Genomic DNA, 18,698 nt, shown 5'->3' with positions numbered 1-18,698 from the left:
CTCCTAGTCTACAAATTCAAACTCAAATTTTCCAATACGGACAAGATCCCCGTCCTTAGCACCACGAGCACGAAGAGCTTCATCAACACCCATACCACGCAACTGACGCGCAAATTTCATGACAGACTCATCACGGTCAAAGTTAGTCATATTAAAGAGTTTCATGAGTTTTTCACCTGAAAGAACCCAAGTTGCATCATCGTCACGACCAATCTCAAATGGTTTTTCTTCTTCATCGAAGCCGTAATATGCTTCTTCTTCCATTTCTGATTCGTCATAAAGAAGGAATTCTGGCGTTTTATCAAGAAGCTCAGCCGTTGCATCTAATAGAGGTGCAAGACCTTGCTTAGTCAAACCTGAAATTGGAAAGATTGGCGGTAATTCTTCAAATTCATCATAATTAGCAGCCAATTTTTTCTTGAATTCTTCAAGGTTTTCCTGACTCTCAGGCATATCCATTTTATTAGCAACAATAATCTGTGGACGCTCCATAAGACGAAGGTTATAAGATTCAAGTTCCTTGTTGATTGCTAGATAGTCCTCGTAAGGATCACGTCCTTCGCTAGCTGACATGTCAATGATATGCAGGATAACGCGAGTACGCTCGATATGGCGAAGGAACTGAGTTCCTAGTCCAACACCTTGGCTAGCACCTTCAATCAATCCAGGAAGGTCTGCAACGGCAAAGGATTCACCGGACTGGGTACGGACCATACCAAGATTTGGCACAATTGTCGTAAAGTGGTAGGCACCAATTTTTGGCTTAGCAGAGGTAATCACGCTAAGGAGTGTTGATTTACCTACAGATGGGAAACCAACTAAACCTACATCCGCAAGGATTTTAAGTTCTAACTGTAATTCACGTTCTTGACCAGGTTCTCCGTTTTCTGAGATTTCTGGCGCAGGATTTTTAGGTGTTGCAAAACGGATATTTCCTCGACCACCACGACCTCCATGCGCCACGATGAACTCTTGTCCGTTCTCTATCAAATCAGTGAGAACTTTTCCAGTCTCCGCATCACGCACAGTTGTCCCTTGAGGTACACGGACAATTAAATCTTCTGCCCCTCTACCATGCATTCCTTTTGTCATCCCTTTTTCACCTGATTGGGCCTTGAAATGACGATTGTAACGGAAGTCCATAAGGGTGCGCAAGCCTTCGTCTACAACGAAAACAACGTTACCACCACGTCCTCCATCACCACCCCAAGGTCCTCCGTTAGGGACATATTTTTCACGACGAAAGGCAACCATGCCATCGCCACCATTACCAGCCTTTACTTTAATCTTGGCTGTGTCTAAAAACATACTCATATTCTCTTCTCACTTTAAAAAGGGCTGGGAAAATCCCAGTCACCAACTAATACAATTTGATCCTCTAACCAGTATTTTAAAATCTACTGAATACACCAATTGCAGTTGCAAAAATACCGGCTAAAGTAACAAACAACATGATTAATACGACAAACATTGTAAGTTTTTCAAAGAATGTTTTTTTACGTTTACCATTATCACCGAATGCCATGTTTTCTCCTTTACTCTAATATTAATACTCATCAGATACAGGAGCGATTGCCCACAAAATTAAGTAAGCAACAATGCCTGCCCCATAACAGAAAGCCAAAACTCCCCAAATAACACGCACGATTGTAGGGTCAATATCAAAATAATGTGCTAAACCAGCGCATACACCACCGATTTTTTGATCTCTACCACTTCTCATAAATTTCTTTTGCATATTTTTATTTCCTTTCTTTGATTTGATTAATCATTTAAATATTTTCTTAAATTTCTTAATTGTTTTCTAGATGCCTTAAGCATACGCTTCGAACCTTTAACTGGCATAGTAACAGCCTGTTGCGGAATATAGAAGACTGTCTTTAAAATACGTTTTGTAACCGGTTCGTCAGCCCCTGTTTCTTTGGCAAAATTATTTGAAATAATGACGTCTAGATAAAATTCATGGACTCTTCTACCAAAATTCTCAGCAGAAATTTCATATAATTTTTCAGCCAAGTGTTTTTCATCCATTGACGGTGTAGCAAGTAAAGCCTCAAGAATCGCTCCTGCCAAGTCCCTTTCCTCATAATAAAGGGTTCCAAACATTTTATCATTGATGAGATTATCCAAATAAGGATTACCATGGGCAATAACAGGTGTCTTACTAGCTAAACTTTCCAGATAAGTCAATCCCTGAGTCTCACTTGTAGAAGCCGATATGAAGAAATCAGCTGCCTTATAATAGAGTGCCGTCTCATTTGGCGGAATCATACCTGTAAAGATAACAGAATCTCGAATTTTTAAATCTTCTGCTTGCTCCTTAAGGTTGTCTAAATAAGGTCCATCTCCAGCTACAACCAGTTTAACATTTGGTTCTTCTTTTAGGACATCTGGTAAAGCTTTAAGAACTGCTTGAATATTCTTCTCGTAAGAAACTCGAGAAAGACTTAGAAGCATCTTTTCGTCTTGTTGGATCCCTAGTTTATCCCTTAAGTCACTAATGTGTTCAGGACCAATCTCAGGGCGTTCAAATTTGGCAAGTTCAATTCCAGTAGGAATGACACGCTTTTCAACTTTTACCTTATAGTCAGATAAAAGGTCGCGTACAATTTCACTCGGGCAAATAACCCCATCAACATCATGCAAAAAACCTCGAACAAGATATTTGACCATACTTGGACGAATCAACATTCCCTTAGCAATATAGTGAACATAATCCTCGTACTGGGTATGATATGTATGAATGACTGGAATTTTCAGTTCTCGAGCAATCCAAATCCCCAATAAACCAAGAGAAAACTCAGTTTGGGTATGAATGATATCGAGTTTGTATTGTTTAGCAATCTCAAGAGCTTTCGTAAATCCACGGTAAGCGAAACGACGGTCTTTAAAGGCAAAGAAAGGAACACTAGGAATACGGATAATCTGCCAGTCTTCATAACGATTGACATCCTTATCGGTTGTCGTGAAGATAAAGACTGCATGCCCTTGCTTTTCAAGCTCTGTTTTTAAGGTTCGAATACTGGTTGCAACACCCGAAACCTGTGGGAAATAAGTATCTGTAAATAATCCAATTCGCATATACTACCTCATTTTTTTCCTAAAGCCGCTTGCTCCTGATAGAATTTTAGCCATATTTCAAGGAGATGCTCCTCTGAGTATTCTCTTGAAATAGCCTTGGCCTTTTCTTTTAACTCTTTCAAATCTTCTGGATGCTCTCTATATTCCATAATAGCGTGTTTCATCTCTTCCACATCGGTGGTTGGTCTGTAATTGCCTTCTAGAATCACCTTATAAAGATCTAAGTCCCGAAGCATAATGGGAGCTTCACAACTCGCAGCTTCTAGAATGGTCATCGGAAAGAGCTCGTTATAGCTAGGAAGTAAGAACAAATCTGCCAAAGCATAGAGTTCTCTCATCCGTTCTGGCTCAACAATTCCAGGGAAAATCAGATTCTCTGGTGGATTATCCATGATTTTTTTATAACGTTCATAACCATCGGTTATCCCACCAAATGAGAAACCTCCAGCCCAAATAAAGGTGATGTCCGGTAGTTCCTCAGCAAGAGTGATGAAATCATCGATTCCCTTACGTTTCTGAACCTGCCCAGCTCCTACTACTACAAATTGATTGTCACTCAACCCCATATCTTGTCGAAGTTGACTTACTTTTTCTGCAGAAAGTGGGTGCCATTTTTCTTTGTTAACAAAGTTAGGGATATAGGTCACTTTTTCACGAGGAATACCAGCTGCAACCAAATCTTCGATAAAAGTAGGATTAACCACGACCAAGTGTTCCATACGGTCATAAAAAGAAAACACATAGCGCTTAACAATCCCTTTTAGAAAGAATGGAATCTTCAAACTACCTTCTAAGGTGTCAGGCAAGAAGTGGACATAACCAATCCTACGACCTGAACGCTTCTTTTGAAAAGTTGACAGATAATAAGGAAGGTCGATTGTATGAAAATGAGTAACATCAGCTTCTACAGGAAGATTCTCCGTTACAATTAGTTGGTCTTTCGCATCACGTTTCAAAAGTTGCACAAGTTCACGGTAAGCTCCAGAAACACCTTGTCCTGCTACCTTTTCACTCGAACTTAGCATGTTGATGCGTAATTTCTCTTTTTCCATACTATCCATTATATCATTTTATTGAAAGAAAATCAGCAAATTAAAAAAGAGATAGCATAAAAGCTAGGGAATTTCCTAACACTTATACTATTTCTTTTTTATATCATTCTATTTAATACCTAAAGCGATACGTGCATAGCGACTCATTTTTTCAACCGTCCAAGCTGGATACCAAACTAATTTCACTTCAACGTTAGTAACTTCTGGTACATCTGTCATAGCATCATAAATTTGATCTGTCAAGAGGTCTGCTAATGGACAACCCATAGTCGTTAAGGTCATATCAATCTCAGTATCACCGGTATCACCATCAAATCGAATCTCATAAATCAGACCTAGGTTGACGATATCGATTCCTAATTCTGGGTCGATAACTTCTTCTAATGCAGATAAGATTTTCGTTTTGATAGTTTCAATTTGCTCTTCTGTATAAGCCATGTGTAATCCTCCAATTTTAATCTTCGATAAAGTCACGAAGTGGTTTACTACGACTAGGCTGGCGAAGTTTTCTCAATGCTTTTGCCTCAATCTGACGAATACGCTCACGAGTGACATTGAAGACTTTACCAACATCTTCTAGAGTACGCATTTTACCATCATCGAGACCAAAACGAAGACGAAGAACATTTTCTTCACGATCTGTAAGAGTATCCAAAACTTCATCCAACTGCTCGCGCAAGACGATGCGAGTTGTGTAATCAACTGGATTTTCAATCACTTCATCTTCGATAAAGTCACCAAGATGGCTATCATCTTCTTCACCAATAGGCGTTTCTAGAGAAACTGGTTCTTGAGCAATCTTAAGGATTTCACGAACCTTATCAGGCGTCATATCCATTCGTTCAGCAATTTGCTCAGGAGTAGGGTCTTGTCCCAACTCTTGAAGAAGATTACGTTGTTCACGAACAAGCTTGTTGATAGTTTCCACCATGTGAACCGGGATACGGATGGTACGAGCTTGGTCAGCAATGGCACGTGTAATAGCCTGACGGATCCACCAAGTTGCATAAGTTGAGAATTTGAACCCTTTAGAGTAGTCAAATTTATCAACGGCTTTCATAAGCCCCATGTTACCCTCTTGGATTAAGTCAAGGAATTGCATGCCACGTCCAACATAGCGTTTCGCGATAGACACAACCAAACGAAGGTTAGCTTCTGCTAGACGTTGCTTAGCTTCAACATCGCCTGCTTCAACAGCAAGAGCTAATTCTTTTTCTTCTTCGTTAGTAAGAAGAGGTACAACACCGATTTCCTTCAAGTACATACGAACAGGGTCATTGACTTTGGCAGATGTTGAACCAATTAAGTCTTCATCGCTAAGTTCTGGTTCTTCCTCTGTACTTAAAACACGTTCACTCGGATTTCCTTCGTTATCAGTGATTGCAATACCTGCATCTTGAATTCGTTGCAAAAGATTCTCAATACCTTCTACATCAAGAGCAAAAGGAATTACAAGGACATTGTTAATTTCATCATCTGTCGCAGTACCAGTTTTCTTATGGTTACGAATAAATTCTGCAACTTGGACATCAAAAGTTGTTACTTCTTTTTGTTTTTTTGCCATTCTTACTCCATTCTTCTTTTTTGGGCAATTAAGCGTTCAAGCTCTTCTAAAGCAGCATCTGTGTCGCCTACATGACTAGCTTCCTGAACTTTCTTTTTAATTTGCAAGTTTTGTTGATTCAAAAGAGCACGATTACGAGACTCCTCCACTTCCTTTAATTCTTCTGGAGACATTTCAGAAGGTAGATCCAAGGCTAACACTTGGTACCAAGCATTTTCCACTTCTCTAGTCTGATTTGCCAAGTCTTCAGAAGAAATCGAACCATTATCAATCAAGAGTCCATACAAGGTCTGAAACTCTGGAGTTTCAAATACAAAATCATCTCTCAAACGATAATCATTCAACACAAGGGGGTGCTCCATCATACGATAAAGAATATGTGCTTCAGCTCTCATGACTGCCGTCAATTGTTTAGAAACCGACATAGTAATTGGTGTCGGATTAACAACCTGCTTCACTTTTTCTTGTCTTTGTCTGACACGACTTTCGTTGATAATGTGCTCAACTTGTTGATAATCAAAAGATGGTAAATGATCCGTCAACAAATGAATATAGGTGTTCTGGGCTGTGATAGAAGGTTCTTTGACGATAAGAGGTGCAATTTTCTCGATAAAATCAATCTGTGCTTGAAGATTTTCACTATTACTTGGTTTGTAATGATGAATGTAAAACTCAATCGGACTGATTCTAGTATTGGATAAAAGATAAGCCAAATCATCTGGAGAATTCTTTTGTAAATACTCATCAGGATCCATTGCATCAGGAATCTGGACAACTTGTACAGGTAGATCTTTAAGCTCATCCAAAGCTTTAGCAGTTGCAGCTTGTCCTGCCTTATCACCGTCATAAGTGATAATCACTTTTTTTGTAAAGCGTTTGAGATGTTCGACGTGTTCCGCAGTCAAGGCCGTTCCCATGGAAGCTACTGCATTTTCAATACCAGCACGGTAGGCTGCAATAACATCCATAAAGCCTTCCATCAGATAAATTTCAGGAGCTTTACCTGAGCCTTTTTTTACCCTATCCAAATGATATAATTCGTAACTCTTGTTAAAAATCGCCGTCGCTCGACTATTTTTATACTTGGCAGTTTGAGAATCTGTCTCTTGCCAAATCCGTCCAGAGAAAGCAATTACCTTTCCTTGGTCGTTTGAGAGTGGAAATATAATCCGGTTATGGAAAGTATCAAAAAATTGGTTACTTTCCGATAGATAAAATAGACCTGAATCCAGCAAGTCCTTCTCACTATAATCGTCTGCTAAACGCTGATAAAGATAAGAGCGTTCTGCTGGAGCTAGACCAATCATAAAGTGTTTAATGACATCATCAGTCAAGCCACGTTTATAGAGATAGTTTCTCGCCTCCTCACCCATTTTAGTCGTCATGAGGATTGCATGATAAAAGCGTGCAGCCTTGTCATGCATATCGTAGAGATTTTGATGGGGTGACGTGTGTGGGACAGAGTTATGTACGGGAGCTTCAAGGTGCATTCCGAGTCGTTCGCCCAACATCCTTACCGCATCCGCAAAAGTTACTTGTTGATACTCTTCTATAAACTTAAAGACGTCTCCGGAACGACCACAACCAAAACAGTGGTAAAATTGCTTATCTTCGACCACGTTAAAGGAAGGGGTCTTTTCACCATGAAAAGGACAGAGCCCCAAAAAGTTCCGTCCAGATTTTTGTAAAGAAATCACTTCTCCTATGATTTCGACAATATTGGTATTGCTTTTGATTTCTTCGATGACTCTCTTGTCAACCATAGACAATACCTCCATTTTATCACAGTTTCCTTTATAGTATACTTTATTTCTGAAAAAAAGTAAACCATTTCATACCTTTTACATGCTTCTATTTCATAGAAAATAGGCAGTTTCGAGAGTAAAATTTTAGGAAATTACACATTTACCTAAAATTAAAAAATATATAAATAAAAAAATCTCTATTTGCTTCAACAAAAAAACTTAGAGGTAAAATTTTATCTCTAAGTTTTTTGTAAATGAGAAATCTTATTCAAACAACTGATAGTAATCTGAAATCTTCATCTTGGCTTTTTCATCCTTGTTTAAATCTTGGATGATACGTCCTTCTTTCATGACAATGAGACGATTTCCATACTTGAGAGCATCTTCCATATGGTGGGTAATCATTAATGCTGTTAGATGGTCCTTGCTGACAAAGTCATCTGTCAATTCCATCAAGGACACACTTGTTTTAGGGTCAAGGGCTGCCGTATGTTCATCCAACAAAAGGAGTTCAGGACGTTTCAAGGTTGCCATCAAGAGGCTCAAGGCCTGTCTTTGTCCACCTGACAAGAATTCAATCGGTGTATCCAAGTGTTTTTCTAGACCATTTCCGACTTTCTCAATGGTTGCTTGAAATTCTTCCTTGTAAGCTGAGAGTCTTCTCGGAAAAAGTCCCCGTTTTTCACCACGAAACTTAGCAATCAAGAGATTTTCTGCAACCGTCATACGAGGGGCAGTTCCCATCTTTGGATCTTGAAAGACACGAGAGAGATACTTGGCGCGTTTTTCAGGGCTAAAATGAGTCACATCCTCACCCATAATACGAATAGTCCCACTAGTCAGGGGCAAAGTTCCTGCAATGCTATTAAAGAGTGTTGATTTTCCTGCACCATTTCCACCTAAGATTGTGATGAAGTCGTGTTCATAAATATCAAGCGAAACATCGTTTAGGATGATTTTTTCTTCATCAAAGCCATTCTTCACAATTTTTGTGGCATTTTTCAATTCTACAATCGCTGTCATTTGCTTAACTTGACTCCTTTCAAGTATTTATCCTTAAGGGTTGGAATGACTAGACAAGTTGCTAGGATAAGAGCACTGTATAGACGGAGGTAGCTAGTATTAAAGCCAAGAGCAATGACTCCCCATACCAAGAATTGGTAACTAATAGAACCAACAACAATAGTAACCAGACGTTCTGCTAATGTAAGACTCTTAAAGAGTACTTCACCGATAATTAAGCTTGCAAGACCAACTACGATAACCCCGATACCACGAGAAACATCTGCATAGCCTTCTTGTTGAGCGATAAGAGCGCCAGCAAGTGCGATCACACCATTTGACAAGACCAAGCCCATCAACTCCATACGTCCAGTATTGATACCAAAACTACGAGCCATATCTGGATTATCTCCTGTTGCGATATAAGCTTGTCCCAATTTAGTATCTAGGAAGAAAAGCATAAGAAGGATAACCAAAGTCACAAAAATCAAACCTGTAAATAATTGATTAAGCTCAGATGAGAAAGGAAGAACGTCCTGGATTTGTTTAGTTCCTAAGAGCCCAAGGTTTGCCCGTCCCATAATCATGAGCATGATAGAATGGCAAGAAGTCATCACCAAAATACCAGACAAGAGTGTTGGAATCTTTCCTTTCGTGTAAAGAAGACCAGTCGCTAAACCTGCAAGACAGCCTGCTCCAACAGCTACTAAGGTAGCAAGAAAAGGATTGACACCTTGTGTAATTAGGGTTACTGCTACCGCTCCTCCAAGCGGGAAGGAACCTTCGGTTGTCATATCTGGGAAGTTCAGGATTCGAAAGGTCATAAAGATTCCCAACCCCAGAATAGCCCAGACCAATCCTTGTGAAATTATCGATACTATCATGTTACATTCATTTCCTTCTTTTAAAAATTGGAGGAGATGTCTCCAACCCCTCCTTCATTCTTATTCGATTACTTGACCAGCTTCTTTGATAACTGATTCAGGAATTGTTATTCCAAGTTCTTGAGCCACTTTTTTATTGATTACTGATTTACCAGTTGAGAAGACATTAACTGGTGTATCTGCAGGTTTTTCACCCTTCAAGACTTTGGCAATCATCTTACCAGTAGCCACACCAAGATCGTGTTGATCAACAACCACTGATGCCAAACCACCTGCTTCTACCATTGCAGTTGCACTTGGGTAGATTGGTTTTTTAGCTGTTTGGTTACTTGATACTACAGTTGAAAATGCTGATGCGATTGTGTTGTCAATTGGAACCCAGATTGCATCCACTTTACCAGTCATAACATTAACTGTTGAAGCAATTTCGTTAGTTGATGGAACTGCAAAAGTTTCGACTTTCAAACCAGCTTTTTCAGCGTAAGCTTTGAACTCTTCAACTTGTGATTTAGAGTTATCTTCACTACTTGAGTAGAGAGCTCCGATTGTTTTAACGTCAGGTGTCAAAGTTTTAATCAATTCAACCTGTTGTTCAGCAGGGTTATGGTCAGATACCCCTGTGATGTTTCCACCTGGTTTTTCCAAGTTTTGTACAAGGTTAGCTCCAACTGGGTCTGTAATAGCTGCCATGATAACAGGAAGGTCTTTTGTTGCACTTGCAAGCCCTTGAGCTGCTGGAGTTGCAATACCGACAACAACATCGTTTCCGTTTGCTACCAATTGTTTACTCATTGTCGCAACCTTACTTTGGTCACCTTCTGAGTTCATAAAGTCGATTTTAACTTGATCACCTTTATAGCCTTCTTCAGCAAGTCCATCTTGGATACCTTGGTAAATCAAGTCGAGCGATGGGTGACTGACGAACTGTAGAACACCAACCTTAGCAGTTTTGTTAGCTGTCTCGGTTTTAGTATCTTGTTTCGTTAAGTTAGAGTATACCAAGCTTCCTCCAACTACAAGTGCTAGTACTGCAATAATACCAATTAAACGTTTATTCATATCTATTTCTCCTTATTTCACTTAAACTTAGTAATGTTCATGTCACTTTCAATATAACTTTACCAAGCGTCGCCATCGTTTGATTTCCATAATTTTTTCCTCCCCATAGAAAAAGTCCTCACACAAAAAACTTGTGTGAGGACGTCGATGCGCGGTGCCACCTCAATTATAGGAATTATTCCTATCGCTCTTACTCGCTTCACGAGTTGCACTATAAGGTGTGCTCACCGAATTCTTATGATTTCAAATTCTTAATAACATCCAGCCCAATTTCATCATCTTCTTCTATCTGTTTCCACCAACCACAGACTCGCTAAAAAAATTCGATGATTACTTTCTGAATGCTTAAATTATATCATTTTACTAAAACTTGTCAAGGATTTTCATGAATTATTTTAAAAAATATGAAAATTCCTACGGTTTTTGGAAAATATTGCTTGTATTAACCTGAATTACGTAATCCTGTAGCAATTCCGTTAATGGTCGTATGAATCAATCTTTCCTCATGTGAAGAAAGCTCGCCACGACGTTGGCGCTTAATCAATTCCAACTGGATATAGTTAAGAACATTGAAATAAGGCATGCGGTAATTTAGACTGTCTTTCAAATAAGTATTTTCTGCCAAAAGTTCATCATGGCCTTCGATAGCCAAGATAACGTTCTTAGTCAATTGCCATTCATCCAAAATAGTATAGTAGATTGCTTGCACTTCTTCACTTTCACAAAGTTTAGCATATTCAAAAGCAATATTCATATTTGATTTTGATAGAACCATGTCAACGTTAGATAGGAGTGACTGGAAGAATGGCCAGTTCTGATACATGTCACGAAGGTATTCAATATTTTTTGGATCTTGATCAATAAATTCCTTGAAGCTTGAACCAACACCATACCAACCTGGGAACATGACACGACTTTGTGACCATGAGAATACCCAAGGAATGGCACGTAGTCCACCAATTTCAGTGATTGTTTTACGTGCTGCTGGACGAGAACCAATATTAAAGCTTGAGATATTCTTGATTGGACTAGATTCAAAGAAATAATCGTAGAAATGATCATTTCCAAATACTAGTTCACGGTAGATATCATAGCTACGACTGACTACTTGGTCCATGATCGCCTCATAGCGATTTGATGTATTAGTATCACTCTTCTTCTGTGTAATCATACGGTTGATAGCCGCTGATACCAACATTTCCAAGTTATAGTAGGCTGCATCCTTGTTTCCGTATTTATTTCCGATAACTTCACCTTGTTCAGTTAATCGAATACGGTCCTTGATTGATTTGAGTGGTTGAGAAGCAATGGCGTCATAAGTAGGGCCACCACCACGACCAACAGTACCACCACGACCGTGGAAGAAGGTTACTTTGACTCCAAATTCATCACCGATAGCGGTTAATTGTTGTTGAGCTTTGTATAGAGTCCAACAAGATGATAGATAACCACCATCCTTGTTACTATCTGAGTAACCTAGCATGATTTCTTGATAATTATCTTTTGAAGCAATCCACTTCTTAGCAAGCGGTAAAGAGAAATACTTTCTCATAGTCTCTTCGGAATGATCCAAATCCTCAATTGTTTCAAAGAGAGGCACGATTTGAACACGTGCTTTTTCAGCATCCACAAGACCGACTTCTTTCAGCATAATCGCCAATTCTAACATATCAGACACGCTGGTTGCATGAGAAATAATCGTTTGACGAATGACGTCTTCTCCCAAACGATCTTTTAATTCACGTGCAGTTTGGAAAATGGCTAATTCTTTTTCAAGAAGTTCAGACTTTTCAGCATGTGTTGCTGACAAGATTCGAGGATCTTCTAATAGTTCATGTAAAAGCAATTCGCACTTCTCATCTTCTGAAAGATCGCTATAATGTTCATTAATTCCAGCAGATGCTAATAATTCAGCAACACAGGCTTCATGAACACTTGAGTCTTGGCGCATATCGATAGATGCCAAGAAGAAACCAAAGACTTCAACAGCCTCCAAAAGCTCGGCAAACTCTCCAGTAAGCAAGGCTTCTGCCTTATTTTCAAGCAATGAATCTTTAATGATAGCTAAGTCTTGTTTAAATTCTTCAATTGTTTCGTAGTAAGGAGGACAATCTTCAGCCAATTCTTGAATGGCTCCTGAGAGACGATTACTAATATAGTCAGTAACCACTCCTTGTTGATGTCCTTGAGCACCAAAAAGTCGCTCAATATGATGACGTTCATCTGCCGATGAGCCGACAAGAGCCCACTCTTTCAAATTTAAAAGAGTTTGAATTAATTTCGATTGAATAAAGTGAAAAGCCCGACGATAAGGTTCTTTCTCACGAAAGACAGATGTATCACTAGATTGAGCAGCCATTTCTTCAACAGCCTTGCTTGTCTTGGATAGATTAGTAGAAAGAGAGAATGTGCGATAGAGACTAGAAATCTTGCTGATATAGTAGTTGAAGATGACTTCACTTTGAATGGTTGCAGAGCGCATGAGTGTCTCAGCAGTTACAAATGGGTTCCCATCTCGGTCACCACCAATCCACATTCCCATAGTAATTGGTTTTGCTTGTTTTAGGTCAATTCCTTGTTCTTTCGCTAGACGTTTATATTCTAACATCAAATTTGGAACAGCCTGAAGGAAGGAACTATTGTAGTATTCCATCACGTTAGTGATTTCATTGGTTACTTTTAGTTTCTTCTCCCGAATCATATCCGTCTGCATAATAATCTCAATATATCGACGAAGATCATTATGCCATTTTTCTTTGTTAATAAGTCCCATTCTCACGTCACGGTATTTACGCAAGAGAGTATGGATATGATTAGTCAAGTCCAGCATACTCTTACGTTGGACCTGAGTTGGATGGGCTGTTAATACTGGCACCACGTTCAGATGTTCTAGAATTTCAGCCGCATTTTCTTTTTCAGCAACCATTTCAATGGTTGTTGACAATTTACCAAGATAATCCTGATCAATATTGTTTAGATGGTTAATCTCATAAGCTAAGTCTACATCTTCGGAGATGTTAATCAAAAGTGGTAAAATAGAGAAATATCTAGAGATGTAGACCATTTCATCATTTGAAAGGCTTCTCACTACCTTATCTAGTCCTTGATAGTCTAGATTTGATGATAGCTTCTTCAACTGCATAATCTTGTCAAAAGTCTCAGCAGGAAGCATATTTTTCGTGATATCTTCAAGTAAATCTGTCAAGATTTGAACTTCTTCTTGGACTACAGTTTTGTTTCTGTTATTTTCTAGTTTTTGAAGAGACATATTCTTCTCCTTGTCACATTTTCTTAGAGCTGTGCTTCATATTCGCGGTAGAGTTTTGCACGCTTTTCACTAGCATCGATATTTAACACAAAGGCGATAGCTACTGATAGAACCAGGAGACTATTCCCCCCTTGTGAAAGGAATGGGAAAGTTACACCCGTTGAAGGGATCAATCCTGAAATCCCTCCAATATTAACGAATACCTGAATTAAAATCATTCCACCAATACCGATTGCTACCATAGAATTAAATGGATTTTTTGCTCGTACCCCCACTAAAATAATACGAAGAATTAGGAAGAATAATAGAGCTAAAATAAGACTGGCACCAACAAATCCAAACTCTTCAATTACAATAGAGAAAACAAAGTCCGTGTGTGCCTCAGGTAGATAGCCTCGTTTTTCGATAGAGTTTCCTAATCCTAGCCCAAACCATCCTCCATTTACCATAGCATAGTATGAATTTGCCAACTGGTGTCCTGCACCAGCGACATCATCAAATGGATTAAAGAAAGCACTGAATCGTTTAGCTACGTATCCAAATACTGGAATCTTAGAAAACTTATCAACACCAACAAGCTTAATGGTTGTTAGAGAAACAAAGGATAAACTGGTCAATACTCCAAGAATAGTTGCAAACCATCGGTGAGCTATCCCACTAATTGAGTACATCAACAATGCTACCAAAAAGAGAATTGTAGCATTTCCAAGGTCAGGGAAAATAGCCAAACTACCAATCATGACCAGAAGTACAAAGCGCCAATCGTTAAATGCTCTAGGAAACCATTGATTTTGAGTTAAAACTTGGAAATCATAAACGGCAATTTCTTCTTGTTGTTTTGAAAAACGTTGAGCCAAGTACCAAATTATGATAATTTTTAAGTATTCCGCAGGCTGAACGGTAATCGGCCCTACCTTGATCCAACCGTAAGCACCATTGATGGGAATCCCAATCAAACGAGCTAAAGCTAGTAACACTAACTCAGCAAACATAACGATAAATAACAAACGTTCGTTTCGAAGAAAACCAAGTTTCAACTTATAGATTACTGCAATAAGCAACAAACTAACGATCCAAAACAAGCCCTGATTTCGAACTAATTGAAAGGCGCTCTTACCCTCCTGAATCAAGGATGCACTCGTTGTTGAATATACCACTATCAATCCTAGAACGGATAAGAGAATATAGGGCACTAAAATAGAGTAATTCAACAGGTGCCTTTTACTAATTTTCATATTTCACCATCTACTAAATTTTTAATTTTCTATTAATTCTAGTTTTACATGCTATTATACCACTTTTTAGACTAGAAAAAAACTCTTATCCGTTAAAGCCTAGAATTTAAGCTTTTAGAATTCACAAACATTTATTTATATTTTGGGCTTTTAGCTAAGAAAACTCCAAAAAAACTCTACCTTTCAAGAGTAGAAAGATAGAGTTTTCATCTTTAGTTTGAAGATGTTGTTGTCGTTTCAGCTGCAGTTGTGGTCGTCTCAGTTGCTGCTGATGTAGTTGTCGTTTGAGTTGTTGTATCACTTTGAATGTACTGAGTAAAGATATTTTGGAAGGCTTGATCTTTAACCTTGATATTTGCCGCCTGCAACTCTTTACTAATTACACCTTGAACAAAAGTAGCATCATTTTGTTTTTGAGTCAGGATAACTGTCTTCAATTTTTCTTTATAATCTTCCCAGTTAGAAGATTTTTCTGTTTTCTTGATCAATTTCACAATATAGAAACTGTTTGAATAAGCTTGTGTACCTGGAGCTGTGATCACATCTGAGATTCCATCAACATTAAGGGCAAAGGCTGCTTTTTTAACAACGTCTGGCAATTCTGTCGATGCAGAGTCAAAAGTGATTTCTCCACCATTTGCTTTTGTCTTTTCGTCAGTTGAATTATCCTTAGCCAATTGTGCAAAGTCAGCTCCAGATTCTTGTGCTTTCACAAGTACTTCTTTAGCCTTATCTTCACTGTCAAGTTTAATCACTTGAGCAGTTACTTCTGGTGTGTACTCATCGTAAGCTTTTTTGTAGTTCTCATCTGTCAATTCAGCTTCTGCAGCTTTCTTAACAGCATATTCAACTAGTTTACTTGTACGAATTTGAGCTTTACGGCTTTCTGCTGTCATACCAGCACGAGAAAGAACGATTTGATAGCTATCACCATATCTTTTTTGCTCTTCTGCTACCGCATCTTCTACTTCTTTGTCACTTACTTCAGATCCATATTGTTTTTCAAAAACTTTTTGGATTGTCATATTGAGCAAAATTTGTTGAGCAGTTGGGTTGTTTTTCACTTCTTCATAAAATTGGTGCTCAGTGATGACATCACCCTTCATACTGATGAGGTCAGCTCCTTGAGAGCTATTTGAACAAGCAGCCAAAGTAGCTACTGATAACAAAGTGATGGCACCAGCCAATAATTTTTTCTTCATGTTTACTCCTTTTTATACACTAGATAAATGTTTACCTTATCTATTTTACTAAATTGTCTTAAAAATATCTGAAATTAATCAACATCAGGCAGTTCTATTTCTGCTTGATTCTTTCTTAGCATCAAGATTCCATCTCCAAGAGGAACTAGACTAGCTGTTAATCCCGGATTGTTTAGAGTTGCGTCAAATAGTCTTTGCAAACCACGATAAATAGTTCGTTGCCCGCGTCGGACTTCCATAATATCCTTAGCAATGTCTCCACCTTGGAAAATATCATCCAAGACAACTACTCCACCAACCTCAAGGTGTTTTAGGATTTCTGGCAAAAATACGATGTATTTGGATTTTGCAGAATCCATAAAAACAAAATCATAGGTCTCTGTCAATGTTGACAAAACGTCTACCGCATCGCCTTCCAAAAGAGTGATTTGATGGCGATTATCAAACTTGGCGAAATTTTCCTTGGCAAAACCAATCATTTCAGGATTCCTATCAATGGTTGTTATTTTTGCGTTTGGAGCATGATTCGCCATTAAAAGAGCTGAAAATCCGATTGCCGTTCCAATTTCTAAAATATTTTTTGGTTGAATTGTTTCCATTAGGAAACGGAAATAAGCGACTGTTTCATGAGGAATGATAGGAATATTCTCCTTGCGAGCAAAGTTTTCTAATTCTTTTAAAGAACCAGTCACCTGCTCTTGTCTGTGGCGCATAAATTCCACAATCTCATCCTTAACAACAGGTCTACGCATGTTGTGATTGGCATTTTTACTGTAAGATTCTACCATGGATCTTATGCCAATCCTAATTTTTCTACAAGTGCTTCAAACTCATTTAAGCGACGTTCAAAGACTGCAAAAGCATCATTGAGGTAGTCTTCTTTCTCCATATCAACGCCAGCTTTTCTCATAACATTGAGTGGATAATCAGACTTACCAGCCTTGAGGTAATCAATATAGCGGTCACGATCTTCTTGACTACCATGAACAATCTTTTCAGCTAGGGCTGAAGCAGCAGCAAAACCTGTTGAATATTGATAAACATAATAGTTATAGTAGAAATGAGGAATACGAGCCCATTCATATTGAATTTCAGGGTTGTCTTCTTTTTTCAAACCATAATATGTTTCATTCAAGTCAGCATAAAGTTCATTTAGGAACTCGCTTGTCAAGACTTCACCATTTTGATCGGCTTGGTGAATAGCATGTTCAAATTCAGCAAATTGAGTTTGGCGGAACACTGTTCCACGGAAACCATCCAAGAAGTTATTGAGAATAGCGAAGCGTGTTGCGTCATCTTGAACTTCTTGCAATAATTTTTCAGTTAAGATATTTTCATTGGTTGTTGAAGCAATTTCTGCCAAGAAGATTGAGTAATCTCCGTATACATAAGGTTGTGTTTCACGCGTGTAGCTAGAATGCATACTGTGACCTGTCTCATGTACCAGAGTAAATAGATTATCGAGATTATCTTGCCAGTTAAGAAGCATGAAGGCGTTGGTATCATAAGAACCGCCAGAATATGCACCTGAACGTTTGCCTTGGTTTTCATACACATCAATCCAACGTTCGCTAAAGGCGCGTTTAACACGACTCAAGTAATCCTCACCAAGAACAGCTAAAGCTTCCTCTGCCTTCTTCAAGGCTTTCTCATAAGTAAAGCTGTATTCTACTGAAGACAATGGTGTATAGACATCATACATTTTAAGGTCTGGAATACCCAAAATTTTTGAACGAAGTGCGAGATAACGATGCAATAATGGCAAATGCTTACGAACAGCAGATACTAAGTTGTCATAGACACTTTCTGGAACAAAGTTCGCTGCAAGAGCAGCTTCACGCGCACTCTTGTAGTTCCGAACTTTTGCACGGTAGTTTTGTACTTTTACATTTGTCTGCAAGGTTTTAGCGTAAGTGTGCTGGTATTGCTCATAGGTAGAGTATAGTGCTTCATATGCACCACGACGAACTTCACGGTTCTTAGATTCTACTAAGCGCATATAGACACCGTGTGACAACTGCACTTCATTTCCATCTTCATCTTTAACAAATGGAAAGACGATATCTGCATTATCTAAGATAGCGAAAGTTTCACTAGCAGCACCAAAGATTTCACCAGCACCTGCTAACAACTCTTCTTCACGTTGTGAAAGGACATGTTCCTTATTTTGCAAGAGTTTATCAAAGAAGTGTTTATAAGGCTGGAGTTTTGGCTCTTCTGCTAAAAAGTTTTGATACTGCTCTTCTGTTATTGCCATAAATTCTGGCTCATAGAAAGAGAACACCTGGTCGAGTTGACTGTATAGAGTCATTGCCTTTGCATAGTATTCTTGATATTTAGCAACTCGTGTATCCTGGTCGTTTTTCATATGAGCATAGACATAGAGTTTTTCAAGACGACGGCTCAAATCCAAATAACGCTCTGTAATGTTAAGAAGGCTTTCTGCGCTATCCAAAAGATGCCCTTCAAGTCTAGCTGCTTCTTTTGTATCCTCGGTTAATAGGGCTAATTCTTCTTCCCATTTTTGGTCTGTTTCAAAGATCGTTGATAGATCCCATGTATCTTTTTCATTGATTTCATTTCGTTGTAATACCATAAATTTCCTC

Annotated in this window: 16 protein-coding genes and 1 other annotated feature; all 16 genes read right to left on the bottom strand. The window is 38.6% G+C overall.

Translation table 11 applies throughout. From position 1 onward, the window contains the following. Positions 1 to 3: 3 nt before the first annotated feature. The 16 genes from obgE to pepF all read right to left on the bottom strand — a co-directional run bounded on the left by obgE (position 4) and on the right by pepF (position 18,688). Positions 4 to 1,314, bottom strand: a complete 1,311-nt coding sequence (obgE, locus tag SPAR10_RS07925) for a GTPase ObgE (RefSeq protein WP_033630851.1) — start codon at positions 1,312 to 1,314, stop codon at positions 4 to 6. Between the two features lie 76 nt (positions 1,315 to 1,390). After that, on the bottom strand, positions 1,391 to 1,525 hold the full coding sequence (locus tag SPAR10_RS10860) for a DUF4044 domain-containing protein (protein ID WP_000863850.1): 135 nt from the start codon (positions 1,523 to 1,525) through the stop codon (positions 1,391 to 1,393). 21 nt (positions 1,526 to 1,546) lie between these two features. Next, positions 1,547 to 1,738 (bottom strand): PspC domain-containing protein, encoded by a 192-nt coding sequence (locus SPAR10_RS07915; RefSeq protein ID WP_004252681.1) that lies wholly within the window; start codon positions 1,736 to 1,738, stop codon positions 1,547 to 1,549. Between the two features lie 26 nt (positions 1,739 to 1,764). After that, positions 1,765 to 3,081 carry a glycosyltransferase family 4 protein gene (locus SPAR10_RS07910; protein WP_004252679.1) on the bottom strand — a complete coding sequence of 439 codons (1,317 nt, stop codon included), beginning with the start codon at positions 3,079 to 3,081 and terminating at the stop codon, positions 1,765 to 1,767. Between the two features lie 8 nt (positions 3,082 to 3,089). After that, positions 3,090 to 4,133, bottom strand: coding sequence for a glycosyltransferase family 4 protein (locus SPAR10_RS07905; RefSeq protein ID WP_004252678.1), 1,044 nt, complete (start codon positions 4,131 to 4,133; stop codon positions 3,090 to 3,092). Between the two features lie 108 nt (positions 4,134 to 4,241). Further along, positions 4,242 to 4,571, bottom strand: coding sequence for a metal-sulfur cluster assembly factor (locus tag SPAR10_RS07900; protein WP_004252676.1), 330 nt, complete (start codon positions 4,569 to 4,571; stop codon positions 4,242 to 4,244). Positions 4,572 to 4,587: 16 nt separating this feature from the next. Beyond that, complete coding sequence (rpoD, locus tag SPAR10_RS07895; protein ID WP_004252673.1) at positions 4,588 to 5,697, bottom strand: RNA polymerase sigma factor RpoD; 1,110 nt, start codon at positions 5,695 to 5,697, stop codon at positions 4,588 to 4,590. A 2-nt stretch (positions 5,698 to 5,699) separates the two neighbouring features. Then, on the bottom strand, positions 5,700 to 7,460 hold the full coding sequence (gene dnaG / locus SPAR10_RS07890) for a DNA primase (protein ID WP_004252672.1): 1,761 nt from the start codon (positions 7,458 to 7,460) through the stop codon (positions 5,700 to 5,702). A 246-nt stretch (positions 7,461 to 7,706) separates the two neighbouring features. Continuing rightward, the gene (locus SPAR10_RS07885) at positions 7,707 to 8,465 is read right to left on the bottom strand and encodes an ABC transporter ATP-binding protein (protein ID WP_004252670.1); all 759 of its coding nucleotides are present in this window, start codon (positions 8,463 to 8,465) and stop codon (positions 7,707 to 7,709) included. Then, the gene (locus tag SPAR10_RS07880; protein WP_004252669.1) at positions 8,462 to 9,328 is read right to left on the bottom strand and encodes an ABC transporter permease; all 867 of its coding nucleotides are present in this window, start codon (positions 9,326 to 9,328) and stop codon (positions 8,462 to 8,464) included. The genes SPAR10_RS07885 and SPAR10_RS07880 overlap by 4 nt, the downstream gene beginning before the upstream one ends. A 60-nt stretch (positions 9,329 to 9,388) precedes the next feature. Next, positions 9,389 to 10,387 (bottom strand): tryptophan ABC transporter substrate-binding protein, encoded by a 999-nt coding sequence (trpX, locus tag SPAR10_RS07875; protein WP_004252668.1) that lies wholly within the window; start codon positions 10,385 to 10,387, stop codon positions 9,389 to 9,391. Positions 10,388 to 10,521: 134 nt separating this feature from the next. Next, positions 10,522 to 10,736, bottom strand: a binding site (T-box leader). A 93-nt stretch (positions 10,737 to 10,829) separates the two neighbouring features. Further along, positions 10,830 to 13,655: a phosphoenolpyruvate carboxylase gene (gene ppc, locus SPAR10_RS07870; RefSeq protein ID WP_004252666.1), complete on the bottom strand. Its 2,826-nt coding sequence runs from the start codon at positions 13,653 to 13,655 to the stop codon at positions 10,830 to 10,832. Between the two features lie 23 nt (positions 13,656 to 13,678). Further along, positions 13,679 to 14,890, bottom strand: a complete 1,212-nt coding sequence (ftsW, locus tag SPAR10_RS07865; RefSeq protein WP_004252665.1) for a cell division peptidoglycan polymerase FtsW — start codon at positions 14,888 to 14,890, stop codon at positions 13,679 to 13,681. Positions 14,891 to 15,102: 212 nt separating this feature from the next. Further along, a complete protein-coding gene (prsA, locus tag SPAR10_RS07860; protein WP_004252664.1) occupies positions 15,103 to 16,092 on the bottom strand; it encodes a peptidylprolyl isomerase PrsA in 990 nt (329 codons plus the stop codon). A 74-nt stretch (positions 16,093 to 16,166) separates the two neighbouring features. Then, positions 16,167 to 16,880: an O-methyltransferase gene (locus SPAR10_RS07855; protein WP_004252662.1), complete on the bottom strand. Its 714-nt coding sequence runs from the start codon at positions 16,878 to 16,880 to the stop codon at positions 16,167 to 16,169. 5 nt (positions 16,881 to 16,885) lie between these two features. Further along, positions 16,886 to 18,688 (bottom strand): oligoendopeptidase F, encoded by a 1,803-nt coding sequence (pepF, locus tag SPAR10_RS07850; protein WP_004252660.1) that lies wholly within the window; start codon positions 18,686 to 18,688, stop codon positions 16,886 to 16,888. Positions 18,689 to 18,698: the final 10 nt, after the last annotated feature.

This window comes from Streptococcus infantis SPAR10, assembly GCF_000279535.1.
GTDB classification, from domain to species: domain Bacteria; phylum Bacillota; class Bacilli; order Lactobacillales; family Streptococcaceae; genus Streptococcus; species Streptococcus infantis_I.
The sequence above is the reverse complement of the archived record's forward strand: the minus strand, read 5'-3'. Positions and strand labels throughout refer to the sequence as shown.

Coding starts and splice junctions, on each gene's coding strand:
- SPAR10_RS07900 (WP_004252676.1), bottom strand. CDS start 4,571: ATGGCTTATACAGAAGAGCAAATTGAAACTATCAAAACGAAAATCTTA.
- ppc (WP_004252666.1), bottom strand. CDS start 13,655: ATGTCTCTTCAAAAACTAGAAAATAACAGAAACAAAACTGTAGTCCAA.
- SPAR10_RS07905 (WP_004252678.1), bottom strand. CDS start 4,133: ATGGAAAAAGAGAAATTACGCATCAACATGCTAAGTTCGAGTGAAAAG.
- trpX (WP_004252668.1), bottom strand. CDS start 10,387: ATGAATAAACGTTTAATTGGTATTATTGCAGTACTAGCACTTGTAGTT.
- SPAR10_RS07880 (WP_004252669.1), bottom strand. CDS start 9,328: ATGATAGTATCGATAATTTCACAAGGATTGGTCTGGGCTATTCTGGGG.
- pepF (WP_004252660.1), bottom strand. CDS start 18,688: ATGGTATTACAACGAAATGAAATCAATGAAAAAGATACATGGGATCTA.
- SPAR10_RS10860 (WP_000863850.1), bottom strand. CDS start 1,525: ATGGCATTCGGTGATAATGGTAAACGTAAAAAAACATTCTTTGAAAAA.
- rpoD (WP_004252673.1), bottom strand. CDS start 5,697: ATGGCAAAAAAACAAAAAGAAGTAACAACTTTTGATGTCCAAGTTGCA.
- SPAR10_RS07885 (WP_004252670.1), bottom strand. CDS start 8,465: ATGACAGCGATTGTAGAATTGAAAAATGCCACAAAAATTGTGAAGAAT.
- ftsW (WP_004252665.1), bottom strand. CDS start 14,890: ATGAAAATTAGTAAAAGGCACCTGTTGAATTACTCTATTTTAGTGCCC.
- SPAR10_RS07855 (WP_004252662.1), bottom strand. CDS start 16,880: ATGGTAGAATCTTACAGTAAAAATGCCAATCACAACATGCGTAGACCT.
- prsA (WP_004252664.1), bottom strand. CDS start 16,092: ATGAAGAAAAAATTATTGGCTGGTGCCATCACTTTGTTATCAGTAGCT.
- SPAR10_RS07910 (WP_004252679.1), bottom strand. CDS start 3,081: ATGCGAATTGGATTATTTACAGATACTTATTTCCCACAGGTTTCGGGT.
- dnaG (WP_004252672.1), bottom strand. CDS start 7,460: ATGGTTGACAAGAGAGTCATCGAAGAAATCAAAAGCAATACCAATATT.
- obgE (WP_033630851.1), bottom strand. CDS start 1,314: ATGAGTATGTTTTTAGACACAGCCAAGATTAAAGTAAAGGCTGGTAAT.
- SPAR10_RS07915 (WP_004252681.1), bottom strand. CDS start 1,738: ATGCAAAAGAAATTTATGAGAAGTGGTAGAGATCAAAAAATCGGTGGT.